A 22960-nucleotide genomic window follows, 5' to 3' on the forward strand; every position below is an offset into this window, starting at 1 on the left:
CCTTCAACCCAATCGCTTTATTTGACCCGCTAATACAGAAACAGAAATTCTATTTACACAAACAACTAAAGGCTACCTTTCAACCAATTGATCAGTGATACTGCTCCTCTAAATTCGTAATGCTTCTAAATGATCTTCTAAACCATGATTGCCCGCTAGTTCCAAACATCTATCTACTCTTTTCTGCCATACCATCATACACGCTCCTCTCTCATCATGACTTATCAATTGTCTATTCCCATTCCCCACCATCCATTCCCCCTTCACCACCCTCACATCAGCTATTTCCCTTCTGCCTGTGCTCATCATCCCCCTCACCGCCAGCTGTTTCCTCAGCCACTGCTTATCTCCCTGCATCCTCATGTAGAGCCGTATAGCTGCCTGGTACACATGCTTCCGCTTCTTTCGGGGCAGGGTCTTTCGGAAGGCCTCCTTCCTTTCCGCATCCGAGAGGATCCACCTTGCATACACCACTGCCTCCTTAAACAAATCCCTCCTTACCCGCTGCTTTTCAGAGGCTACAATCCCACTCATGTCCGGGTAGCGGGTGATCACAATCCTTTTTTTCCACTTCTTTTTCTTGTTGCCCCGATAATGCTTCACCACAAAACACTTCCCAATCGAGCCCCGGATCATACCCAACAACAAGAAAGGCACCTGCTTGCCATCCTTGATCACCACCCTTTCTTTACTATTGATATAGACCTGTTTCATATTGCTCATCCATTTCCCCCTAAAGCTACTCCACCCCATTCACAACCAAAAACCTTGTGGACGTTTTGGCCTAAAATGGCAGGAAATGACCGCTTTTGTCCGCTTCAACAGAATCCATCCTTCGTACCTTAAGTATACCTGAAGCATACCATCAGTATACCTTAAGTAAGGCTAGAGTATTCCAACAGCATCCCTCCATTCCCCCTACTTCCCCCATACTTACTCCATAGCTAAGCCGTACCATAGCCGTACTTAAGCCTAGGCTACTTCGATCATCCTTCGACTATCCTTCGACCATCTTTCGACTATGCTTCGATCTGAATTGAGCAACTGCTCATAAAGAAGGGGAAAACAACCTGAAGGCTGAACGCCTTCCAGGCTTTTAATGGAGTCAATAGAGCTGGTCCTAAAGATACAAAACCAACCCCCACCTGCCAAGTTTTGAACCCCTCAATTTACACATCCCTCAATAATCTCTCTTCTTTTGATACCAAACCGGCTCTTCTACGACCACCGTCGAACCAGCCCCCAGCACCTTCTCCACCGTATACTCCTGCGCTTCCTTATCACTTAATTCCTTCGCCCACTTTACCCTGCCCGTCCGCACAGCACCCGGCCCCGTACATTTATATTCTGCATAGTAAGCCGTCTTCTCATTCTCCACATTACCCCAGTTCTCCCATCCCTCAGGCACTATATGCGATCCTAATTGACAGCGGACAAATACAGTTTTCGCATGGGCACGCCACGGCCGCCCCAGGTACACCTTATCTACACCTGGCGCTGCCGTGAGCTTGCAATCAATAAATACATAACCATACTTTTTACCGGGAGTGGTACTGGCTGCAGTTACATATGAATTTGTCTTACTGTGTATCGTACATGCCTCAAATACAGTCGTAGCAGGACCAAAAATAAAATCTGTAGTACCCTCTATATAACAGTTATAAAAGTATTGTCGGCTATTCTCCCCCGATGCATAGATCGTATCCTGGTTCCCAAGGAAACGGCAGTTTACAAATACAGCCCTGTCCGACTCTACATGCAGCGCTACTGCCTGGCCCACAGGTCCTGAACTATTCACAAACGTGATGTTCTCCGCCCGGAAGCGGTTACCTACAATCTTGGCGGTGAAAGAAGTGAACGTATTGATTTTTCCACGACCAGTATGATCATTAAAAGTGATAATCGTACTATCCACACTCTGTCCGATAAAGGTGACATCTGTATTACTGGCCGGCAACTCGATCTTTTCATTATACACACCATTCTTGATGTACAAGGTAATGGGCATCAGTGGATATACCCTCATGGCATCGATGGCATCCTGGATATACTTATAATCCCCACTCCCATCTTTAGCTACTGTAAACACATACTTGTACTGCTGCGGGTTGCCTGTCTGGCTGAATACATTACCCGTAATGGAAAACAAAAACAATAGGATAAACAGATATTGCTTCACTTGATTTATTTTGAGGTATGATTGAATACTTTCTTTAGGAATTGATCAATATATTGTACAGTCGGCTCAAACCAGGGCTGGAACAAGGGAAACGAATGCGGAGCATCCGGAAAGCTTTGTACTTCAGAATAAATGCCATACTGATCCAGCACCTTGCGGTAATCTTCTCTTCCGGCATGCATCCAGGGGACAGAACTGTTGATAAACAAAGTCGGTGGCGTAGTTGGACCAACATGCGCCAAAGGCGAAGCATCCTGCCATAAATCAGGTTGATCCTTCTTAGAATAACCGAACCAATAAGTAGCTGCAGAAGTGGATCGGCTGTCATCTCCTTCCTTTGAGTCAGGATGCACAAAGGAAAGTGTACCATCCAGGTCAACAATGGCTTGAACCCTGCTTGAATAATTGGTATGACACTCCTCACCTTCAAAACGGGGATCGCCACCTGTAGTCCCCATAAATGCAGCCAACTCACCACCTGCAGAGAAACCTGATACAGCAATTTGAGCAGTGTCAATATTGTATTGTTTGGCATGAGCCCTTATCCACCTCAATGCAGCTTTCAGATCATGTACAGCCGCAGGATACAACGCCTCCGTAGAGAGCCTGTATTCAGGCGTAAAACATACATAACCCAATGCCGCCAATCGTTGTGCCAAAGGATAGTGCTGTGTCCGGCTTCCGGTCCTCCATCCTCCCCCATGAATGATCATGATCGCAGGCCTTCCCTTTTGGCTTTCCGGCTTCGGGTAAAAAGCATCCACCAATAAGCTGCGCTCTCCCACTTTACAGTAGCTGATATTTCTTTCCTCTGCTATAGATGGAGATTTATATTCAGGTACGATCTTGATATCTGGATGCGACTTTAGAGTATAGAGGTATGCACTATAGGTAGAATAAGAGGTATCAACCTTCCCGGTAATGCCGGCTGTGGACTGTGCGCCTGCAATAAAGCAGGAACTAATAAAAACCACAGCAAGCAGGATTCTAAACTGCATAATGAAGTTTTAAAAGGGTAAATATAAAAAGTCCTGAAAGACCTTTCTTCATGGGAAAGAATCTTACAGGACAATACACATTTTCCATTAATAGTTTGGATTTTGGGTCAAGTTGGGATTGGCTGTATTTTGTTCAGTTGAAATTGGATAAATGCCTCTCCACTTAATGATTTTAATTATCTAGTTACAGAAACAGGCAAGAGGCATTTGATTGCATTGCCTGCTTCTTGATAACTAGTCTCAATTAATTGTATCCGGGGTTTTGCGTGAACTCACTTTTATTAGTAACAGCATCCAGCTGTGATTGAGGAATAGGTCTCAACATGTGATAGGGCTGAATGTTCTTGGCACCATCAGGATTATACTTCCTTACATACTCGATCAATTTATTGGTACGTTTCAGATCAAACCAGCGTAATTGTTCTCCTACTAGTTCCCTTGCACGCTCTTCAAGTATAAAGTCAATATTCATGTTAGCAGCAGTGATTTGCATAGCGCCTTCCATGCCCGGCTTAGCTCTCTTGGTCCTTAAAGTATTCATATAAGTAACAGCTTCCTGCATGTTACCGCTTTGCATATCTGCCTCCGCTACAATCAGGTACATTTCAGAAATGCGGAGTACAAAAGCATCCCGCTTGCTCCTCCATATAAAAATTCCGGAACGCGTAGGATCAGCAAACTTGTGCATTTCAATAAAGTTGCGGTTGTCTTTAAGGGATTGATCAGGATTGAACAGGTCATTGATATCAAGGATCTCAAATCTTTTTGCCCGCGCCTGCTTGTAAGCTGGCGATAAGGCATTATTGCTCCAGTATATAGCAGTATCACCCACCTTCATCTCTGTATACTTGATGTTATCACTCACATTATTGGCATACCACACTTCCTTAAAGGAACCGGCATAACGCTGGTCTATGGTATCATTGAACAAGGTGAGCAAACGTTGAGAGGATGAATAGCGTTGAAAGCCTACATCATCAGCTGCATTTAACTTGACACCTTCATGAAAATCGTAACGGGGCGTAAATGTCATGTGCAACTGGTGGCCACCTTCAGTAAGGAAAGATGCTGCTTCTTGCGAATAGCCATTGATGGACTCAATGTCCTTATTCAGGAGATCATCAGCAGTATAATTGACAAACCAGATCACTTCAGAGTTTGCTGAACCATTGCTGTTTTCCATCTTCCACAGATCCGCATAATTGTCAAACAGCTTGAAATTATAGTCACTGATCACTTTCTTAGCAAGAGCTGCAGCTTCCTGGTATTTACCTCTGGTTAATAACATCCTTGCCTTAAAAGCTTCTGCCGCTGGCTTGGTAACACGGCCACCTTCAGGTGACTTTCTTACTTCAAGATTGGCAATAGCAATATCAAGATCACTGAAGATCAGATCATAGAACTTTTCTACTGGCGTCCTGTTGGCAGTAACAGTCGCCCCTTTCGACTCTTCAGTGGTCAAATGCACACCACCCCAGGTCTCTACAATCAGCCAGTAATACATGGCCCTTAAAAAATGCACTTCACCCTTACGGAGCGTCTTGATAGCTTCTGGTAAAGGAGATGCATCAATACGTGCAATAGCTGTATTACAGTCATTAACCGCCGCATAGAAACGTTCCCAATACAGCTTCAGCGCATCATTCTGGCTGTTGAAACTAATAGGATCATAAGTAGCGATTTGCGGATGGTGATTATCACCTCCTTTCAGGAAAAGATCGGTCCCTAATTCCGTTAATGAAGCACCTCCCTCTTTACCAAACCAAAAACGTAGTGGGGTGTAACAGGTGTTCACAAGAGCTTCCATACCGGTCGCAGTTGAATAAAAAGGATCGGCTGTAATACCACTCATGTTCTCTTCCTTCAGGAAGTCTTTTTTACAAGACACAAGTGATAAGGTAAATATGGTGAATATGGCTATAGATACGCTTTTCATAACTTTCAGTTTTCGGGATTATTTAAAAGAAACATTCAAACCAAAAACAACCTGTTTAGTCATAGGGAAAGAGATAGAACCTCCTCTTTCAGGATCATAAGGATTCATATCACTAAACGTAAAGAAGTTCTTTAGTGTGGTATAAAAACGGAGTCTTGCTAACCAGGCCCTTTCTATAGAAGCTTCAGGTAAAGAATATCCTAACGTAATATCCCTGATCTTGACAAAAGACCCATCCACATAATACAAGGTGCTCATAAAGGCACTATTGGAGGTCTTGTCCTTGTCTGGTCTGGGATGTGAATTAGTGGCATGCTCAGGTGTCCAGTAGTCTACAACAGGACCATTTTCAAGGCCACTGATCTTATAGTTTCCACTGGCCTCACTCCTTATGGTTTGTCCCATTCTTCCATAAAGAAACACGGTAAGATCAAAATTGTGATACTGGAAGTTGTTGTTGATACCGAATGTATATTTCGGCCGCTCAGTACCAACAATAACCCTGTCATCCACTGCTGTGATCTTACCATCATTGTTGATATCCTTAACTTGAATGTCACCAGGTTTTTGTCCATACTTTGCAGCTTCAGCATCGTCTTTGGTTTGCCAGATACCTAATTTTTGATAGTCATAGTATACTTGCGTAGGCTCACCTACAAACCAACTGTTGGCAAGGTCACGTGTTACATCCCCGGCTAGTTCTTCAATCTCTTCTTTATTTTTGAAATAAGTCCAGTCAGTGATCCACTTGAACCCTCTTGGATTTGCAGCAGCAATATTGACAGTGCTCAATGAAACCTCAAACCCCTTATTCTTTGTCTTTCCTACATTTTCCAGGATGCTGGAGTAGCCTGATGTGGTAGGAAGAATCCTTTGCATCAACAGATCGCTGGTTTTGCTCTGGTACACTTCCACAGAACCGGTGATCCTGTTGTTGAACAATCCAAAATCAAGTCCTAGGTTAGCGGTAACTGTTTTTTCCCACTTGAGATCAGGGTTAGAGATATCTTTTGGATAATAGCCATATGCAGCCGTTTCATCAAAAGCATAAACACTTCTTCCTAAACTACCTAATGTCTGGTAAGGAAGAACCGAGCTATTACCTGAAATACCCCAGCTGGCGCGAAGCTTTAAGTTAGAGATCTGCTTTACATTTTCCATAAAGCTTTCATCACTAATTCTCCAGCCTGCAGCTATTGAAGGGAAATAAGCCCACTTGTTTCCTTCTGCCAATACAGAAGCGCCATCAGCTCTGAGAGAAGCAGTAAGTAAATAACGGCCTAAAAATTTGTAATTAGCACGGCCAAAGAAAGATTTAAGATTGCTTTCAACCAGGCTACTGGCAATAGCAATAGAACTTGAATTGGATGCCAGGTTATAGAAGGAGTTGAGATCTGTTACTTGGTCGTTACCCGAAGCACTTACAGACTCCAATGAATTTTTAATAATACTATTACCCAACAGGAAGTTCAGATCATGTTGGCCAATTATTTTATTGTAATTAAGTGTGTTCTCCCAGGTATAATTGGTGGCATCATTTCGATCAATACCTGATGCAGAAAGCCCGCCATTCTGTTGAATGGTTTGTTTCGCCCTGAAATATCCTCTGCGGTCATTTTGCAGATCCAATCCAAAAGTAGATCTGAATACGATGTCTTTAGTGACCTTCCAATCCAGGAAAGAAGTAGCAAATAAACGCTTACCAATCCGGTTGTCAACATAGGCACCATCTACTTCATCAGCTAAAGGACTGATCGCAAAAGTTTGTCCAAGTACAGGATAGAGGATAATTTGCCCGGCAGAATCATAGGGCGTACCAAAGGGCAGTATTTTATTCGCCTGGTTGAGCGGATCATATCTTTTGTCATTGTCCTTATAAGTATAAAGGGCATTGGCTCCGATCTTGATACTCTTGGTCAGCTTGAAAGTCAAACCAACCGAACCATTATAACGCTTGAATTGATCATTGCGCAAAAGACCTTCTTCATTGTAACGTCCAAAGGATACATTATAACTGGTTTGTTCATTTCCGCCAACGATACTGAGCTCTGTATTCAATGTAGAACCATTTTTCAAAACTTCATCCATCCAGTCAACATATACTTTACCATTGATGGCAGCAAGCTCACCTGGGTTGAATATTTTATTATCATCAGTAATGCCTGCTGTTCTGAAAGCTTCTCTCTTAAAGGTTGCATACTGGTCACCATTTTGAATTTCAGGTAAACCTGCAGGACTTTGCACGCCATAATAAGCAGACAAGGAAACAATGGGCTTGCCTGACCTGCCTTTTTTGGTAGTGATCAGGATAACGCCGTTTGCTCCCCTGGAACCATAGATCGCTGTAGAAGACGCATCCTTCAGCACTTCCATAGATTCGATATCAGACGTATTCAGGTCAAGCATTGCTCCGTAAGGAATTCCATCAACCAATATCAATGGATCATTAGAAGCAGTTAAGGAACGGTTTCCTCTTAAGTTCACCCTTACTGGAGCACCCGCCTCACCAGTGACTTTGGTAATATCCATACCGGCTACCTTCCCTTGCAAAACTTCAAGTGCATTACTCACTGGAATGGCTGTAATATCCTTTGACTTTAAAGAGCTGACAGCACCAGTAAGATCTCTTCTTCTTACAGCTCCATAACCAATAACAACGACTTCATCCAATTTTGCATTGGCCTGTTCCATCAGAACAGTCAGCTGGCTCTGATTACCTATAGTTATCTGCTTTGTTGAAAAACCAACCGATGAAAAAATGATCGTGGATTGTCTGCCGGCTACATTGATCAGGAAACTGCCGTCTGAACTCGTGAGGGTTGAATTTTTTGTCCCGGCCTCTGTTACAGTTACATTAGGGATCCCTTTATTGGTACTATCTAGAACAGTACCCGTAACCTTTAACTTGCCTGAGCTGGTAACAGCTTCCGAAACAATAACACCTTCAGCAGGAACATTATTCGTCTTTTGCTGTTGCTCTCCCAGTTTTTCTTTTGCAACAATGGTGTAGTAATTAGGTCTTACATATAAAAAGACGAGATTGTTGGGATATAATATACCTTTTAATACCTCTTCTGTAGATTTCTTGGAAATGTCGTCTAAGTTGTAAGTTGTAGTCTTTCCCTCAATCAATTGACGGTCGTAAACGAATTGTGTACCGAAAGTCTTAGTCACTTTCTTTAATGCATCACGAAGAGAAACAGACTTGTTTTGAGCATGAAGCTGGATGCTGAATAGCAATAGGATAGCCAGCACCTTTTTTAGATGGCAAGCAAGCATAATTTTAGATTTACGTCAGTGAATAAATAAGGGCACGATCTATATATAAACAACAAACGTGAAACGAGAATAGTGAATATTCAGCTATGTTTGTTAGAGTTAAGACATATTACAAATGGACACTTCCCGTTTCACGTTCGATGCAATGCTACCTGTGTCGTAATATAATGGTACTACTGTCCTTACGAATAACCTCCGTACTCAATACAGTAGATAAAATAAATAATGCGTCGTCAAGGTTTGTGAGCAAAATGGGGCCTTCAATTTTTCGTTCTCCCAGAGCATCATCCTGTAGAATGATCTTCTTTCCAAAATTATCTTCCAGGTACGCTGCTATTTCATCAACAGTTGGATTGTTTAAAAGGAGCTTCTTTTCCTTCCAGGCTGTGTAATTCTCCGGAACAGCTGTCGTCCGGCTGAAATCATTCTCCTCAGGATTGTAAGTAACCACTTCTCCTGGTTTCATGATAATATCCTCATGGCTATTATCTTTAAAAGATAGTTTAATCCGTCCCGTTTGTAACACCACCTCTGTTTTTCCCCTTCTTTGCCGAATATTAAAGGATGTACCCAACACCTCCACATCCAGGTCTTCCGTATGTACAATGAAATGATCGTGTGCTTTTACATTCATCGTATCTTGATTCAAATGCCGCACATCAAAGAAGGCTTCACCTTCCAGCCACACTTCCCGCTTCTTGCTTTTATTCCAATCCTTATTATATTCGATCTTTGAGTGAGCATTCAGGACGATGCTCGAGCTGTCGGGCAACAAAACCTGCTTCAACTTTCCATATTCAGTTTGCACAGCCAGTTTCTCCGCTTTATCACTTCTAAAGAACTGGGTTGCCAAAAACAAAGTCAAAGCCACTCCACCAAATACAGCTGCCACCCTCAGTAATTTACCAAACCTGCTGGTAAAAGGTTTCATCCTGACTACTTTTCCGCCCTCAGAGTTCAGTATAGCTTCAAGATGTCTATTCAAAGAACGTTGTACTAAGTCATCACTCGGCAAATGCTCTGCAAACGAGATATTCAGCAATACCGCCCTGGCTTTTTCCACAGCTTCATTTTTATCTGGGCAGTTAGCTAAGAAGTCTTTCCAGAAAAGTTCCTTTTCTTCATTGGGCGCTATCACCCACTCCTGGAAAAAAGGATCACAGATAAAGTCCTCCGCTCTAAAATCTGTATATCTGTTACTAGAATTGGTCATTGATACTATTTAGTGTCAGGAAAGAAATATTTTACCCCACGGTGTTAAAAATATTTTTGAAAAACTTTTCAACCCCTCAATTCACCCATCCGAAGCAACGCAATTACCAACACCAATGGCAGCACCATATGCTCCTTCAAAGTCAACAGGCTCCTCGCCATGATCTTATAGGTCGCTTTCACCGATATATTTAAAATGGTCGCAACATCTTCGTAGGAAAGACCTTCATAGAACCTCAAAAAGATAGCCTCCCGCTGTCTGGGCGTCAGCTCACCCAAAGCAGAATGAAGAGCTTGTTGCATTTCCCTATCCGTTTCTCTCTTGATGAGGAGATACTCAGAAGAAAATTCTGGCTCATCTTCAAACTCATTGCTCTGGACAGTTTTCCCGGCATTTTTCATTTTCCGGAAGAGTATAAAACGGAAAGAAGAATAGAAATAGCTGTTATAAGAATCAACCTCCAGCATTTTCTCCTTCTTACCCCAGATATCCATGAACATTTCCTGTATGCAATCCTCTATGAGCGTTTCATCCACGGTAAACTTCCTGCCGTAATTAAATAGTTTTTTGAAATAGCCAATATAAATGCGGGAATAGGCTTCTTGATCACCATCAATAATATGTTGCCAGGTTTGTTTATCCATGTCGATCGGCTGAAGTACAAAAGTTGTTTTATAGGCTACTTTCAAAAATATTGTTATTTATCGGTAGTACCTTATTCATATAATAAAAAAGTTGACATGAAACCATGTCAACTAATGATTTATTTGAGTGAGATGCTCTATTTCCCTTAACCTATTGCAGCGAAAAAACCAGTTGTTTTACTCACTACCTGCTGCATAGCATTAGGTAACACAGGCTTTGTCCAGGGATGCTTACGTCCAAACACATGATCTGAATCAACCAGAAAAAGTTCTGAATTGTTGCTGGCTTGGTGCAGTTCACGAGCTTTTGCAACAGGTACGGCTTCGTCATGTATGCCATGACAGATAAGAATGGGAACTTTTAACTGTTTTACGGCTTCCAGAATCTGTAGCCGGTCTTTATTATTCTGGTAATCTTCATACAATTGGAAATATATAGGCATTTGCTGTTTTGTGCGACTATTGGTGATAAACTCCACGCCACTATTCTTCCATTTTTCTATTTTCTCTTTGTCCCAACTGCCCCAGGGCGTTTTGCATTCACTAACCGATGCCCATGTGGCTACACCTTTTACGCGCTCTTCTTCTGCAGCTTTTAATAGCACAATACCTCCGCCCTTGCTATGCCCGATCAGGAACAATCGGTTGATATCAATGGCAGCAGCATGGGGATTACTCCCATCTAAAGCCCAGTCAATAACTGCCTGCAAATCATACAGCTCTTTGGTATAGTTATTATTTCCATACGCCTCCAGGTCAACAAAATTTTCCGGGTCTGATGGCGTAGTTCCGTTATGAGAAAAATTGAACTTGATAAATGTAAAACCTGTTTCAGCAAATTGCCTGGCAATCAGGTCGAAGTTTCCCCAGTCTTTAAAGCCATTAAAACCATGGGCATAAATGACCACCGGGTTGGGCTTTACTTCCTGGTAAAAGATATCAAGAGGTATAGGCTTTTGTTCAGATCCGGTAATCAGGATGTTTTTGGAAACCGTCATTGTGAGATCAATTGAATAAAAATGGCTATAACGTCTCTTTGGATGCTGCGTAAAGGTCGTACCAATCCTGCTTGTCCAGGTCTATGTTGAATGCGCCAGCAATATTCCGGATACGTTGTTCACTCTTCGTACCGATCAGAGGCAAGGCACCTAACTTCACCAACCAAGCTACTGCTATGGACTCAATATCTACACCATACTTTGGACTGATCTCTTCCAGCTTTGCACGCACCCTTTTGGCTACAGGATCTGTTCCATTGGCAATTTGTCCGCTTGCTAATGGAGCAGATGCCAATGGGCGCATATAGCGCTGTTTGATATAATCTACTTGACCATTATCCAAAGCGGATGTATTCAGTAGGTTTAATTCAATATGATTGGTCACTATAGGCATATTCAGGTACGAGGCCAGCAACTGGTGCTGGAAGACGGAAAAGTTGGCAACTCCGATGTTCTTTACCTTGCCAGACTCTTTTAATTGCCGTAAGGTCAACGCAGTTTCTTCGAGGTTGGCCACAGGGTCAAAATGGTTCAGGAGAAAAATATCAATATAATCTGTCCTCAGCTTGCGCAATGATTGCTCAACACTCTTACGGATATGCGCACTTGAAGTATCATAATGTCTTACACGTACTTCTGGATGGTCAGAATGTGGAACCCTAAGCCCGCACTTGGTGAAAAGCACGATGTCTTCCCTCTTTACAGCCCTCTGGCTGATCAATTGGCCAAATAACTCTTCACACTGGTAGCCACCATAAATATCTGCGTGGTCAAATGAATTGATGCCTAATTCAAGGCAAAGATTAACGATCTTCTCCATTTCTGACAACGAATTGTCGGCCTTATCATCCCATCTATAGAAACCATATATAGCAGGTGAAACTTTCGGTCCTGCATCGCTGAGGTAAATTTTATCCATTTTTAAATACTTATTAACTACAATGATAAATATTAATAAGATGTAAAGATGAAAATCTACCCTTTTTAATTTCAACCACTTACACCCACAACCTGATGATTAATCCAATAAGAGCCGCTACCAGGATCACCAATGGTTCAGGGAGCTTTTTATACCGGAATAGAACAATAGCGGTAACAACACCTATCAGGACTGATGGAAAATCTATGAACTGTCTTTTAGCAAGAACGATCACAGCACCGGCAATAGCTCCAATTGCCGCCGCCGTCACCCCGTCCACAAATGCCTTGATAGCGGGATGTTTCCCATACTTTTTGAAATAAGGCGCCGGAAGGATCGTAAATAAATAGCAAGGCAGAAAGGTGGCTAATGCAGCTACACAAGCTCCCGGCACACCTGCTACCAGATAACCGATAAAACCTACGGTTATCACCACGGGACCAGGAGTAATCATAGCAACAGCAACCGCATCTAAAAACTGCTGCTCATTGAGCCATCCAAAATCTTTGACCACGCCCCCATACAAAAAAGGGACAATTGCCAATCCACTGCCAAACACAAAGGCCCCGGCTTTAAAAAAGAACAAGGCAATTTGAGAAAGTTTGCCATCGAGCCAGAAAGTGCCGATGCCTAGCAAAACTGGAGATAAAAGAACAGAGTTGACTTGCGAGTTGAGCTTTGGACGGGTCCTGTAAAACCAGACGATAAAGCCAGCTAATAAGATCAACCAGATGTTCTCGTTTTCAGTAATAAATGTCGTGACGGCCAACACTAGAAATATGGCCCACAACAACCAATCCTTACCCAGGCTCTTGGAAGTCAGTTTATAACTTCCTATAGCAATAATGCCTATAACGGCAGCCCCTACGCCATAAAAGACTGCCTGCATCCAGGGCAATCCGTTGAATTGAATATAAGCAGCCCCCAATGCAAGCACGATAAAAAATGAAGGCAGGACAAATGCCAGCCCTGCCAGGGTAGCACCTAATATTCTATAATGAACATAACCAATATAGATACTCAACTGGGCAGCCAAAGGACCTGGCGCTAATTGCGATAAGGCCAAACCTTCTTTATAATCTTCTTCGCTGATCCACTTGCGATCGTCAACCAGATCCCGATGCATGTATCCCACAAGAGCTACAGGACCACCAAATCCAATAGTGCCTAATTTCAAAAAATAAAGAACCAGTTGCCGCAGTGAATAAGGGTGAAGCCCCTCAGCAGCCGGTTCTTTTATAGAATAAGCAGTGGTTAATTGGTTATTTCTAAGCTGTTGCATTCCATGTATGTTTTTCGTGAGGAACATATTTCGCCCAACTGTACAGCGCATCATACAGTTTCATCCCTACTTCCAGTTGCTCATGATCGTCAGCATAATTGTAGGATAGACCTGCCGATATGGCCCACAAGCCTGCAGCCTGCGGTGCCAGGTCAAAGCGGTCTGTATCTGCTCCACGCACAATATCAGCCAATCGATAAAGTGCAGGATCATTTAAATCATGCTTCTTGATGAAATAATCAAAAGAACACTGATCACCATAATGTGAGTATTCAGCTCCGGGAATGTCGTAAGGAATAGCGCCGATTCTTTTAGCCTCATTGAATACGATCTCTTTAGGCACATATATAAATTCGGCATCAGGGTCTATAAAACGCTTGATCAGCCAGGGACAGGCAATACGGTCTATTTTGGGCCGTTCTCTTGTGATCCATTTCATATGATGAAATTTGGCACAAGGTTAGAAAATAAGACGGCATAAAATAGAAGGAAATTAACCTTTTGTATCCTCTTTACCTTTCTCTAAACTTTTTTTATAAGCTGAAGGGTTCTGCCCAACCTGTGCTTTAAAGATCCTGGTAAAATGACTTTGATCCGAAAATCCGGTCAGATAGGCTATTTCAGTAAGAGAATAAGTGGTAGATTGCAACAACTCGACCGCCTTTTGTATGCGCAACTTTCGAATGTATTCACCAAAAGAGAGGTTATCAAAATACTTGGAGAACTCTCTCGAGAGATAAGCAGGGTGTATATCTAGGTCCTTTGACAGCCCTTTCAAAGTGATATTGGTATCAATCTGGTCCTGTATCATCTCTTTCAACTCTCTGGCCCATGCAGGCACTTTTCTGCCGGTTGACTTTTGATGTAAAAATTTGTGGAACACATCAACAAGCAAGTGCTCCACCGGGTTTTGTGTATGCTTTTCTTTTTGGAGATGCTTTGCCCAACTGTATAAAGCATCATACAACATCATGCCCTTTTCCAAAAGTTGGTGGTCATTCTGGTAATTAAATGCAAGTCCTGCAGAAATAGCCCACAAACCTGATGATTGTGCAGCCAAATCATGTCTGTCTGTATCTGCACCCCTTACAATCACCGCCAGTGTATGAATGGCAGGATCCTTAATTTGATATTTGGAAACGAAGTAATCAAAAGTACACAGATCCTTATAGTGGGTAAATTCTACACCAGGAATATCGAAAGGTATAGCACCCAGTTCTTCAGCTTTTGCAATCACCTGGTCAAAGGGCACATAAATGATTTCTGCTTCATGGTCAATAAAACGCTTGATTAACCAAGGACATGCTATACGGTCAATTTTGGGATGCTCTCTCGTTATCCACTTCATGAATGCAAAGACTAGTGAATGAAGATCATTACTGATTACCAGCCAAATCTACGCTTAACTTACTAAAAACAACATGGAGGCAAAGGATTAGAGCTTTACAACGATCTTCTCTGAAGGATCTGTAACTTTTACCTGTATATATTCTTTTCCTACATTTCGAACATGTAATACTACAGGCAATTTTTTCCAGGTTATTAATTTAAATTCACCACGCTGGTTTGTTATTGCTTCCTCCTCGCCTTTTACAGTGTATAAGTAAATATCTGGCAAAGGCTTGCCGCTAACTTTATCTACAACAATACCATTCAAAGTATAACTGTTCTTTACAGTATCTGGCTGTAAAAGCATGACTGGCAGAAGAAGCATACCTATTACACATTTCAGGATCATATCATTTTATTTAATGTTCACTTCCAAATAATAAAAACGCAACACCAAGTGTAATAAAAATATTAAACACTTGTGCTATTAGGAAAGCATATAAAGGTTTTCTGCTATTTTGTTGAAACAGATCCTTAAAATTAGTTTCCAACCCAATGCTGGTAAAGGCTAATGCAAACCACAGGCCCTGTAAGTTCTTTAAGCTATCTTTTACAGTTGCCGTAGTTTCAGGAGTAATAAAAAATGAAAACAAAAGTGAGGCAGCTATAAAGCCTAAAATAAACTTTGGAAAGCGTTCCCAGATTACTTTTAAAGTTGGCTTCTGCTCCTGATTCCCATTTTCAGAATGTTGGGTGTAGGTCCAGTACACAGAGATGGCAAAAGCGGCAATACCCAACAAAACGTTTTGAGAGAACTTCACAATTGTACTGATCTTTAAAGCAATTTCTCCTACCAAAGTACCTGATGCTACCACCGCACCGGTTGTATCAATACTTCCGCCTAACCACGCTCCGGTTACAGTTTGTGGAAAATGAAAATGGTTGGCGATATAGGGCATGAAGATCATCATGGGAACAGCAGTAATGAGTACAATCGAAATAACATATGATAACTTCTTCGAATCTCCCTTGATTGCGCCAGCCGTGGCAATAGCTGCAGATACGCCACAAATAGAAACTGCACTGGAGATCATCATACGCATTTCGTCATCAACTTTAAATTTTTTGCAAACCCAGAAAGCAAAATACCATACAGATAATACAACGATCAATGCCTGTATCAATCCTAATGAACCTGCTTTTAAAATGTCGCTAAAAAGCACACTAGTTCCCAAAAGAACCAATCCAATCTTAACAAATAACTCAGTAGAAAGTGCTTCACTTAGCCAGGCAGGAAGGCTAAATAGATTCCCGATAAGCAAACCTATGGTCAAACTAAAAATCACAGCCTCAAGGTTAATAGATTTTACGATACCATTACCTGAAATAATTAAGGCAACAATAGTTAAAATATAGAGTATAGGAAATGCAAACAGAAATATTTGAATGCGCTTGCCTGTAAGCAAAGCACCCAAGACTGCGATACAAGCGACAAAAACGAACTGTAATCCAATAATAGTCAGGTTGCTTGCAGATAAAACTATTGTTGTTAACTCTGCGACGTTTTTCCAACCAAAAACAGGCACAGGTACAATGAAACCAAAAAGGGTGATTGCAATGATCAGAAAACCGATCAAAACAACCACCCAATCTTCCTGTATGGTTAACTTATGAATTGTTGATGAGGTGTTAAGTAAGTTGGTTGACGACATATTTATATGTTTGAAGTATTCGCCTTCTATTTCTTTTTGCCTTACACCACTCTCTTAATTAAAACATTTATCTCCTTATTTCATGATTGATGGTCATCAAATTTCAGCCCTGCTTTTTCTTCCTTAAATCAAGATTATGGAAATAAAATAACCTTGCTGCATTTATTGATTTGTACTGATCACCAGAAACTAGTTGCTGATAAACATTCATATACCCAAACTGTAGCTGGTCATGCTTGTTCACCTGGTAATTAAAGCCTACAAAGAGTCTGTTTTGATCAAAGTAGTTGTAAACAATCTGGTCTCCAAAATTGATGTGTACCTCATCATTAAAAACCAGTGAAAAGGTTTTGGGCTCATACAACTTTTTACTTAAGGGATATTGCAATAAAAAGTTGTAACGTACCCTGAAATTGAAATTGTACCCCTCAGCTAAGTGGGCATCATCTTGAATCTTCCTGCGAAATCGCTCTTCTAACCTAAACCATTGCATAGTCTTTATTTTAGCATACTTTGTATGCCATTGTACTTGCTGCCATGGTCGATGTTCTGGCTGAGCAACATCTTTATGATTATCCGCCGGAAAATGGTGCACATATGCATAGCCGGCCGTTAGCTTAGTAGCATCTTTTAGATAATAAGTCAACCCAAACCTGGCAATACCTTGAGAAAAACCATCAATGAAATCATCTTTAGTTCTCAAATGTCCATCAAACCAAATACCCCACTTATTACTGATTCTTGTTTGATTAAAATAACCCACCCATATCTGGTCAACAGTTTGAGTCTGTTTTTCTTGGGCATTGATAGTAATGGTAACCGTAAGGATGAAGGCAGATATAAAGAGTAATCTTTTGCTCACAGTCGTATGTTACTAGGGTAATGAAATATTCCTTAGTATTGAAAAAAAGGGACAGCATGATTCTATTGCCATCCCTTTATTAAATATGATTAATGTTTCAACAAACCATCCACTGTAATTGATGCATAATACAGTGCACCAATAGTAGGTCCGGCAGCAAACTGGATGTAACGCTTATTTAAAACGTTGCTTCCTCCTACTTTAGCAGTTGACTTTAATTTTGGCACTCTAACATTTACTTGGGCATCAAAAGTATAATAAGCAGGCACTTCACCATTAGCCAGTGTACTTTCCCAGAACACTCTATCCTGCCAACGCCAAACTACATTAAAGCCCACATTCTTAACGATCTCACGGTTACCGAAAGATACATTAGCAATCCATTCGGGAGTATTAAAGCTAGTTAAGAAAATGTCAGGACTTGGATTATTCGAAAGCTTGTTATAATTAAGATTACCACTCAGAGTATACTTCTTATAAAAATTGTAAGTCACACCAAGAGATGAACCATAACTATCATATTTATTCTTCGCATTAGTGTAAACCCTGTAACGGTTTTGTTTAGCGCGAACAGTCATATCAAGTACAGCTGCATCAGAACCTACAGCACCAGATGTTGGCACAGATACTTCAACCTGTCCTAAGAAACCTTTATAAGAATTGTGGTAGGCATCAAAGTCCACGTTTAACTTATTATTCAGTAAAACAGCTTTATAACCTATCTCGAAAGAGTTAATGCTTTCAGGTTTCATTACTGGCAGGTTGGCCACTTTCAACAGGTTACGGTTCTTAAGTGCTGCATCATTGGTGGTCATACCATTTCTTACATCAGCATTCACGGCTGCAGTGAAGATATCCAGGGAAGACAAGGTATAAGAATTTTCCAGGAAGCCAATACCTTCATTCACTTTTGCTAAGCCACCTACACGGCGTACACTGGCGTTATTGAGGAAAGACAAAGCTTCAAACAATGCAGGGAATCGGTATCCATTCTGAAAAGAAGCCCTGAAGTTATGCTTTTGCGCAGCCGTATAAACTAATGCAATACGGGGATTAAACTTCGTACTGAACTCAGGGTTCCGGTCAACTCTTGCAGAAGCAGAAACTTTTAATTTATCATCAAAGAACAGTTTGGTGATCTGCCCGAATGCGCCATATTTCTGATAGTGTTGATTCTTACCAAAAGATCCATTTTTATCTGGTACTGTTCTTTCATCAAGAGGTCTTGAAAAGTCAACAAAGGTATTTCCATCAGGAATCACTTCATACAAGCGATAGTCTGCCCCAACCAGGATGTTTGCCCATTTGATCTTACTAAAGTTATATTGAAAATCTGCATGATAAGTATTACTGAACTGCCATACTGCAGCACCTCCATTGGGTGCCCCATTAGGCAATGTGGCCGATTTCACATCCCAGTTGTTGGAATTTACAATAACATTTTTCAGATTTTCGAACGCAGCTGTACCAGGCTCCGCACGACCTTGATCAGCAACAGATCTTGCAGCAGCCATTGCAGCAGCCAGGTCTACATTATTATCCAATTGTTTTTGTAATTCAGTTTTGAAGCGTGTACCCCAAACGGCATTTGAAGCATTGCTCAGATCTAAGCTGTATGCTAAAGGATTCAGGTTATAAGAATTTCCTGTATTCTCTTTCAACATATAGGCCCTGAACAGGACATCGGCACCACGCAATTCAACTTTATGATTCTGAACGGTTACCCCATCCAGTTGAATACGGTTACCACGCTGAAACACTCCATCCATAATTCCATAACGGTAATTATAGGATGCTTCCAGCTTTTCATTGATCTTATAATATAAACCTCCATCAAATTTTAAATTACGAACAGTTGGAGAAACCAGGTCCTTCTCTAAATAACCTGTTCTGGCAACATTGAAGGTTTCTGTTCTGCCTTGATAATTAACCGTAATAGTCTGGCGGGCTTGCCTGTCATCACCATAACGGCTCCATTGATCCTTTGCAGGATTATTTTCACCGGAAAGCTCAGGGTAGCGGGGATTGGCAGTAACTAGGTTTTGAGGATTCTGATCAACTAAGCCATTGGCTACCCAATCCGTACCTTTCATTGTACTAAAGTTCAACTTAAAGGCAAAACGGTTATTGAACACTTTTGCATAGCGCACTGCAGTCTCTGTCAGTAAACTCGGATCCCTGTCTTTGCCGTCAACATGATTCACCCCAGCTTTCTGGTATATACTTAACCCGGGATATTTGAAGGGACTTTTGGTTTGAAGGTTGGCAATTCCATTGATCGCATTCATGCCATATAATGCAGAGGCTGCACCTGGAGTGATTTCGACTGCTTCAATATCTAACTCAGTCGCACCAATGGCATTTCCCAAAGGCACCCCTAAAGTTGCCGCCTGCATATCCACCCCATCAATCAACTGTAAAAAACGGAAGTTGTTTGGAACGTTAAAACCACGCGTGTTCGGTACTTTAAATGTAAGACTTGACGTAAGCATTTGTACGCCCTTTACATTCTCCAGAGCATCATAAAAACTAGGAGCCGCTGCTTCTTTAATGGCCTTGATATCCAGCTTTTCAATGGCAACAGGAGATTTCAATCGTCCTTCTTCTACCCTGGATGCAGTTACAACAACTTCATTTCCCAATACGGTTTGTGTAGTCATGGAAATGTTGAGCTTGGAACTTGTGTTATGCACAACAAATTCCTGCTGTTGGAACCCTATGGAAGTAAATACAAGGGTAAAAGGAAACTTCAGTTTGGTCTTTAATGCAAAATATCCTGAATCGTTGGTTATAGTTCCGGAAATAAAGCCTTTGATACCAACACTCACACCAGCTATTGGAGATTTTCCATCGGTTACCTTTCCGGAAACTTCTATTAAACTACTTTCTTGTGCTCTTGCTATATTGAAAACCAGGCTCAGGAAAGAGCTCAATAAGACTAAACGGAAAACACTTTTTATACCCTGCTCTTTTGATAAATGTCTCTTCGATAGTACAGTTTCTTTTCGCATGTAGTTGATTTTGGATGATAACATCTTTAATAGTCTACAGTTTTAATAGACTTTATTACCCCACAAAAATAGTGGACTATTTATTTAAAAAAAATCTTTTTTAAAAATTACTTACAATTTTACCTAATTCAACATCCAAAAAAAACTGCTCATAAGTAGATCTCACACCACACCTCTTCAGCTATCTCATGAATATCCAATGAGTTATCCATGCAAAAAATATAGCAATAAAGCATAACATCATCTAAATATTCCGCTTCCTCTTGCGTAAAAACAGGTTGCGCGTATTCATCCTTATAATCAAAAAAGTCATCTTCCGGTGCAATTTCTTTCTTGACCCTTACCTGTAAATCATATAAAAAGTTTTTTACCGATTCCCTGCTATTGATAATATATCGTTTGTTATTTGCAACACTCATAACACTAGATTACAAATTGTTTATGATTTTCTCTCCTTGATGCGGTATAGAGCTCATACCAGTCCTGACTATCCAATTGAATATTGAATGCATTGGCAATATTCCTGATTCTTTGTTCACTTCTAGTACCTATCAACGGCAGAGCCCCTAATTTAACCAGCCATGCAACAGCAATCGATTCTATATCAGCATTGTACTTAGGGCTGATCTCCTGCAACGCTCTACGCACTCGTACTGCCTGGATATCTTTTCCTGATGCAATACGCCCTTCGGCCAAAGGAGCTGAGGCTAGTGGTCGCATATATTTCTGCTTTATATAATCAATTTGTCCGTTATCCAGTGCAGAAGTATTCAATAGATTTAATTCGATATGATTGGTGACAATGGGTATCTTCAGGTAAGATGAAAGCAATTGATGCTGAAACACAGAAAAATTTGAAATACCAACATTTTTCACCTTGCCCGATTCTTTGATCTGAAGTAACGTCAGAGCAGTTTCCTCCAGGTTTGCTAAAGGATCAAAGTGATTCAATAAAAAAATATCAATGTAATCCGTTTTCAGACGCCTTAATGAGTTCTCTAGGCTTTTCAGAATATGCTTTCTTGAAGTATCGTAATGTTTAATCCTGACATTTGCCTGCCCTGGATAAGGAATCACCAATCCGCATTTTGTAAATAAAACGATATCTCCTCTTTTAAAAGATTTGCGGCGCATTGCTTTGCCAAACAATTCTTCGCATTGATAATTCCCATAAATATCAGCATGATCAAAAGTATTGATCCCCAGCTCTAAGCAAAGATTAATGATTCTTTCCATCGTTGCAGCTGAATTGCCAGCTTCGTCATACCATCTGTAAAAACCATAAATAGCAGGAGAAACCTTTGGGCCTGCATCACTTAAATAAATCTTTTCCATACCACATGATTAAAAATGGACGTCACGGACGGATTCGAACCGTCGTAAAAGGTTTTGCAGACCTCCGCCTATACCCCTCGGCCACGTGACTGTTATAAAATGAACTTTAAATAAGTGCACTACTTATCTTTTACACATCTGAAACCCAGATGCTCCATACTGCTATCCTCAGTACTTTTCATCCTTCTTGCAACACGGTATCCGGAACAATAACCATCATTACACAAAAATGATCCGCCACGGCTTACCCGTTTAATTGCATAAGGTTCTTCAGGATCATAGCTTTGAACTGGGCCCTTAGGATCAACAATCCCCTCGGGCTTATTGACTTCTTTATAATAATCATTACGATAATAATCTGCACACCACTCCCATACATTGCCTGCCATATCATACAAACCATATCCGTTTGCTGCAAATGATTTTACCGGTGCCGATTTTTGAAACCCATCCCAGGTCGTATTGTTGGATGGAAACTTCCCCTGCCAGCTATTAGCCTTGGGTTTTCCTTTTTCAATCCATTCATTGCCCCAGGGATATACTTGATTTTCTAATCCACCCCTGGCAGCCCACTCCCACTCTGCTTCTGTTGGTAGACGCTTACCGGCCCATTTACAATAAGCCTGTGCATCTTCCCATGATACATGTACTACCGGATAATGCTCCTTACCGATAATTGTACTGCCAGGTCCCTGTGGATGCTTCCAACTGGCGCCCGCTTTCCATTCCCACCATGCACCATAATTATCAAGGGAAACGGGTTGTTCTGGTGCATGAAAAATCAGTGAAGCTGCAACCAATAAACTATCATCAGGTTTGGGTGTGCCTGGAGGAAGACTTTTCATTAATTCTTCCCAATCAGGCTTGCGTTCTGCTGTAGTTATATAACCAGTTGCTGCAACAAAAGCTGCAAATTCAGCATTGGTCACTTCTGTGGCGTCCATCCAAAAACCGCTAACCGTAACCTTATGCTTTGGATATTCATCCTCCAAGCCTTGGTCATTATCAGCGCCCATTAAAAATGTTCCTCCTTTAATCCATACCATCCCTTCATGATCGGAAGAAACTCTATTCGAATCATCATCAAAAGAAGTGATCCTGGCAAAGCGGGATGAAACACCAGACATACAACATGAAGGAATATTCTTTGCTAGAGTTAAAGATTGTTGAGCGATCCTTGTTTGCGCATGCGCAAACAAGGAAGTGCATAAAATCACAAAGAATATTCCTCCATATCGAAAATAATTTCCCATCATATCACAT

19 protein-coding genes and 1 tRNA gene are annotated in these 22960 nt (G+C 41.2%); all 20 read right to left on the reverse strand.

Annotated features, from left to right (window positions below; translation table 11 throughout):
- Nucleotides 1–108: 108 nt before the first annotated feature.
- Nucleotides 109–714 (reverse strand): hypothetical protein, encoded by a 606-nt coding sequence (locus OCK74_RS26335; protein ID WP_279300108.1) that lies wholly within the window; start codon nucleotides 712–714, stop codon nucleotides 109–111.
- A gap of 466 nt (nucleotides 715–1180) precedes the next feature.
- Complete coding sequence (locus tag OCK74_RS26340) at nucleotides 1181–2179, reverse strand: pectinesterase family protein (protein ID WP_279300109.1); 999 nt, start codon at nucleotides 2177–2179, stop codon at nucleotides 1181–1183.
- A 5-nt stretch (nucleotides 2180–2184) separates the two neighbouring features.
- Entirely contained in the window at nucleotides 2185–3177 is a 993-nt protein-coding gene (locus OCK74_RS26345) for an alpha/beta hydrolase (protein ID WP_279300110.1), read from the reverse strand.
- Between the two features lie 244 nt (nucleotides 3178–3421).
- Nucleotides 3422–5113 carry a RagB/SusD family nutrient uptake outer membrane protein gene (locus OCK74_RS26350; protein WP_279300111.1) on the reverse strand — a complete coding sequence of 564 codons (1692 nt, stop codon included), beginning with the start codon at nucleotides 5111–5113 and terminating at the stop codon, nucleotides 3422–3424.
- Between the two features lie 18 nt (nucleotides 5114–5131).
- The gene (locus OCK74_RS26355; protein ID WP_279300112.1) at nucleotides 5132–8392 is read right to left on the reverse strand and encodes a SusC/RagA family TonB-linked outer membrane protein; all 3261 of its coding nucleotides are present in this window, start codon (nucleotides 8390–8392) and stop codon (nucleotides 5132–5134) included.
- Between the two features lie 148 nt (nucleotides 8393–8540).
- Nucleotides 8541–9605, reverse strand: a complete 1065-nt coding sequence (locus OCK74_RS26360) for a FecR family protein (RefSeq protein WP_279300113.1) — start codon at nucleotides 9603–9605, stop codon at nucleotides 8541–8543.
- A gap of 68 nt (nucleotides 9606–9673) precedes the next feature.
- Nucleotides 9674–10294: an RNA polymerase sigma factor gene (locus OCK74_RS26365; RefSeq protein ID WP_279300114.1), complete on the reverse strand. Its 621-nt coding sequence runs from the start codon at nucleotides 10292–10294 to the stop codon at nucleotides 9674–9676.
- A 101-nt stretch (nucleotides 10295–10395) separates the two neighbouring features.
- Nucleotides 10396–11247, reverse strand: a complete 852-nt coding sequence (locus OCK74_RS26370) for an alpha/beta hydrolase family protein (protein ID WP_279300115.1) — start codon at nucleotides 11245–11247, stop codon at nucleotides 10396–10398.
- A 25-nt stretch (nucleotides 11248–11272) separates the two neighbouring features.
- Entirely contained in the window at nucleotides 11273–12166 is an 894-nt protein-coding gene (locus tag OCK74_RS26375; RefSeq protein WP_279300116.1) for an aldo/keto reductase, read from the reverse strand.
- Between the two features lie 79 nt (nucleotides 12167–12245).
- On the reverse strand, nucleotides 12246–13448 hold the full coding sequence (locus OCK74_RS26380; protein ID WP_279300117.1) for a chromate transporter: 1203 nt from the start codon (nucleotides 13446–13448) through the stop codon (nucleotides 12246–12248).
- A complete protein-coding gene (locus tag OCK74_RS26385; protein ID WP_279300118.1) occupies nucleotides 13435–13887 on the reverse strand; it encodes a chromate resistance protein ChrB domain-containing protein in 453 nt (150 codons plus the stop codon). Before OCK74_RS26385 ends, OCK74_RS26380 begins: the two co-directional genes overlap by 14 nt.
- Before the next feature lie 54 nt (nucleotides 13888–13941).
- Entirely contained in the window at nucleotides 13942–14796 is an 855-nt protein-coding gene (locus tag OCK74_RS26390) for a chromate resistance protein ChrB domain-containing protein (RefSeq protein ID WP_279300119.1), read from the reverse strand.
- 87 nt (nucleotides 14797–14883) lie between these two features.
- Nucleotides 14884–15186 (reverse strand): peptidase associated/transthyretin-like domain-containing protein, encoded by a 303-nt coding sequence (locus OCK74_RS26395; RefSeq protein ID WP_279300120.1) that lies wholly within the window; start codon nucleotides 15184–15186, stop codon nucleotides 14884–14886.
- A gap of 10 nt (nucleotides 15187–15196) precedes the next feature.
- Nucleotides 15197–16489 carry a YeiH family protein gene (locus OCK74_RS26400; RefSeq protein ID WP_279300121.1) on the reverse strand — a complete coding sequence of 431 codons (1293 nt, stop codon included), beginning with the start codon at nucleotides 16487–16489 and terminating at the stop codon, nucleotides 15197–15199.
- A gap of 103 nt (nucleotides 16490–16592) precedes the next feature.
- Nucleotides 16593–17351 carry a DUF2490 domain-containing protein gene (locus OCK74_RS26405; RefSeq protein WP_279300122.1) on the reverse strand — a complete coding sequence of 253 codons (759 nt, stop codon included), beginning with the start codon at nucleotides 17349–17351 and terminating at the stop codon, nucleotides 16593–16595.
- Between the two features lie 89 nt (nucleotides 17352–17440).
- Nucleotides 17441–20362, reverse strand: coding sequence for a TonB-dependent receptor (locus OCK74_RS26410; RefSeq protein WP_279300123.1), 2922 nt, complete (start codon nucleotides 20360–20362; stop codon nucleotides 17441–17443).
- Between the two features lie 149 nt (nucleotides 20363–20511).
- A complete protein-coding gene (locus tag OCK74_RS26415) occupies nucleotides 20512–20781 on the reverse strand; it encodes a hypothetical protein (RefSeq protein ID WP_279300124.1) in 270 nt (89 codons plus the stop codon).
- A 4-nt stretch (nucleotides 20782–20785) separates the two neighbouring features.
- Nucleotides 20786–21697, reverse strand: coding sequence for an aldo/keto reductase (locus OCK74_RS26420; protein ID WP_279300125.1), 912 nt, complete (start codon nucleotides 21695–21697; stop codon nucleotides 20786–20788).
- Nucleotides 21698–21713: 16 nt separating this feature from the next.
- Nucleotides 21714–21788, reverse strand: a tRNA-Cys gene (locus tag OCK74_RS26425).
- A gap of 28 nt (nucleotides 21789–21816) precedes the next feature.
- Entirely contained in the window at nucleotides 21817–22953 is a 1137-nt protein-coding gene (locus OCK74_RS26430; RefSeq protein ID WP_279300126.1) for a formylglycine-generating enzyme family protein, read from the reverse strand.
- Between the last annotated feature and the right edge of the window lie 7 nt (nucleotides 22954–22960).

This window comes from Paraflavisolibacter caeni (genome assembly GCF_025628885.1).
Lineage (GTDB): Bacteria > Bacteroidota > Bacteroidia > Chitinophagales > Chitinophagaceae > Flavisolibacter > Flavisolibacter caeni.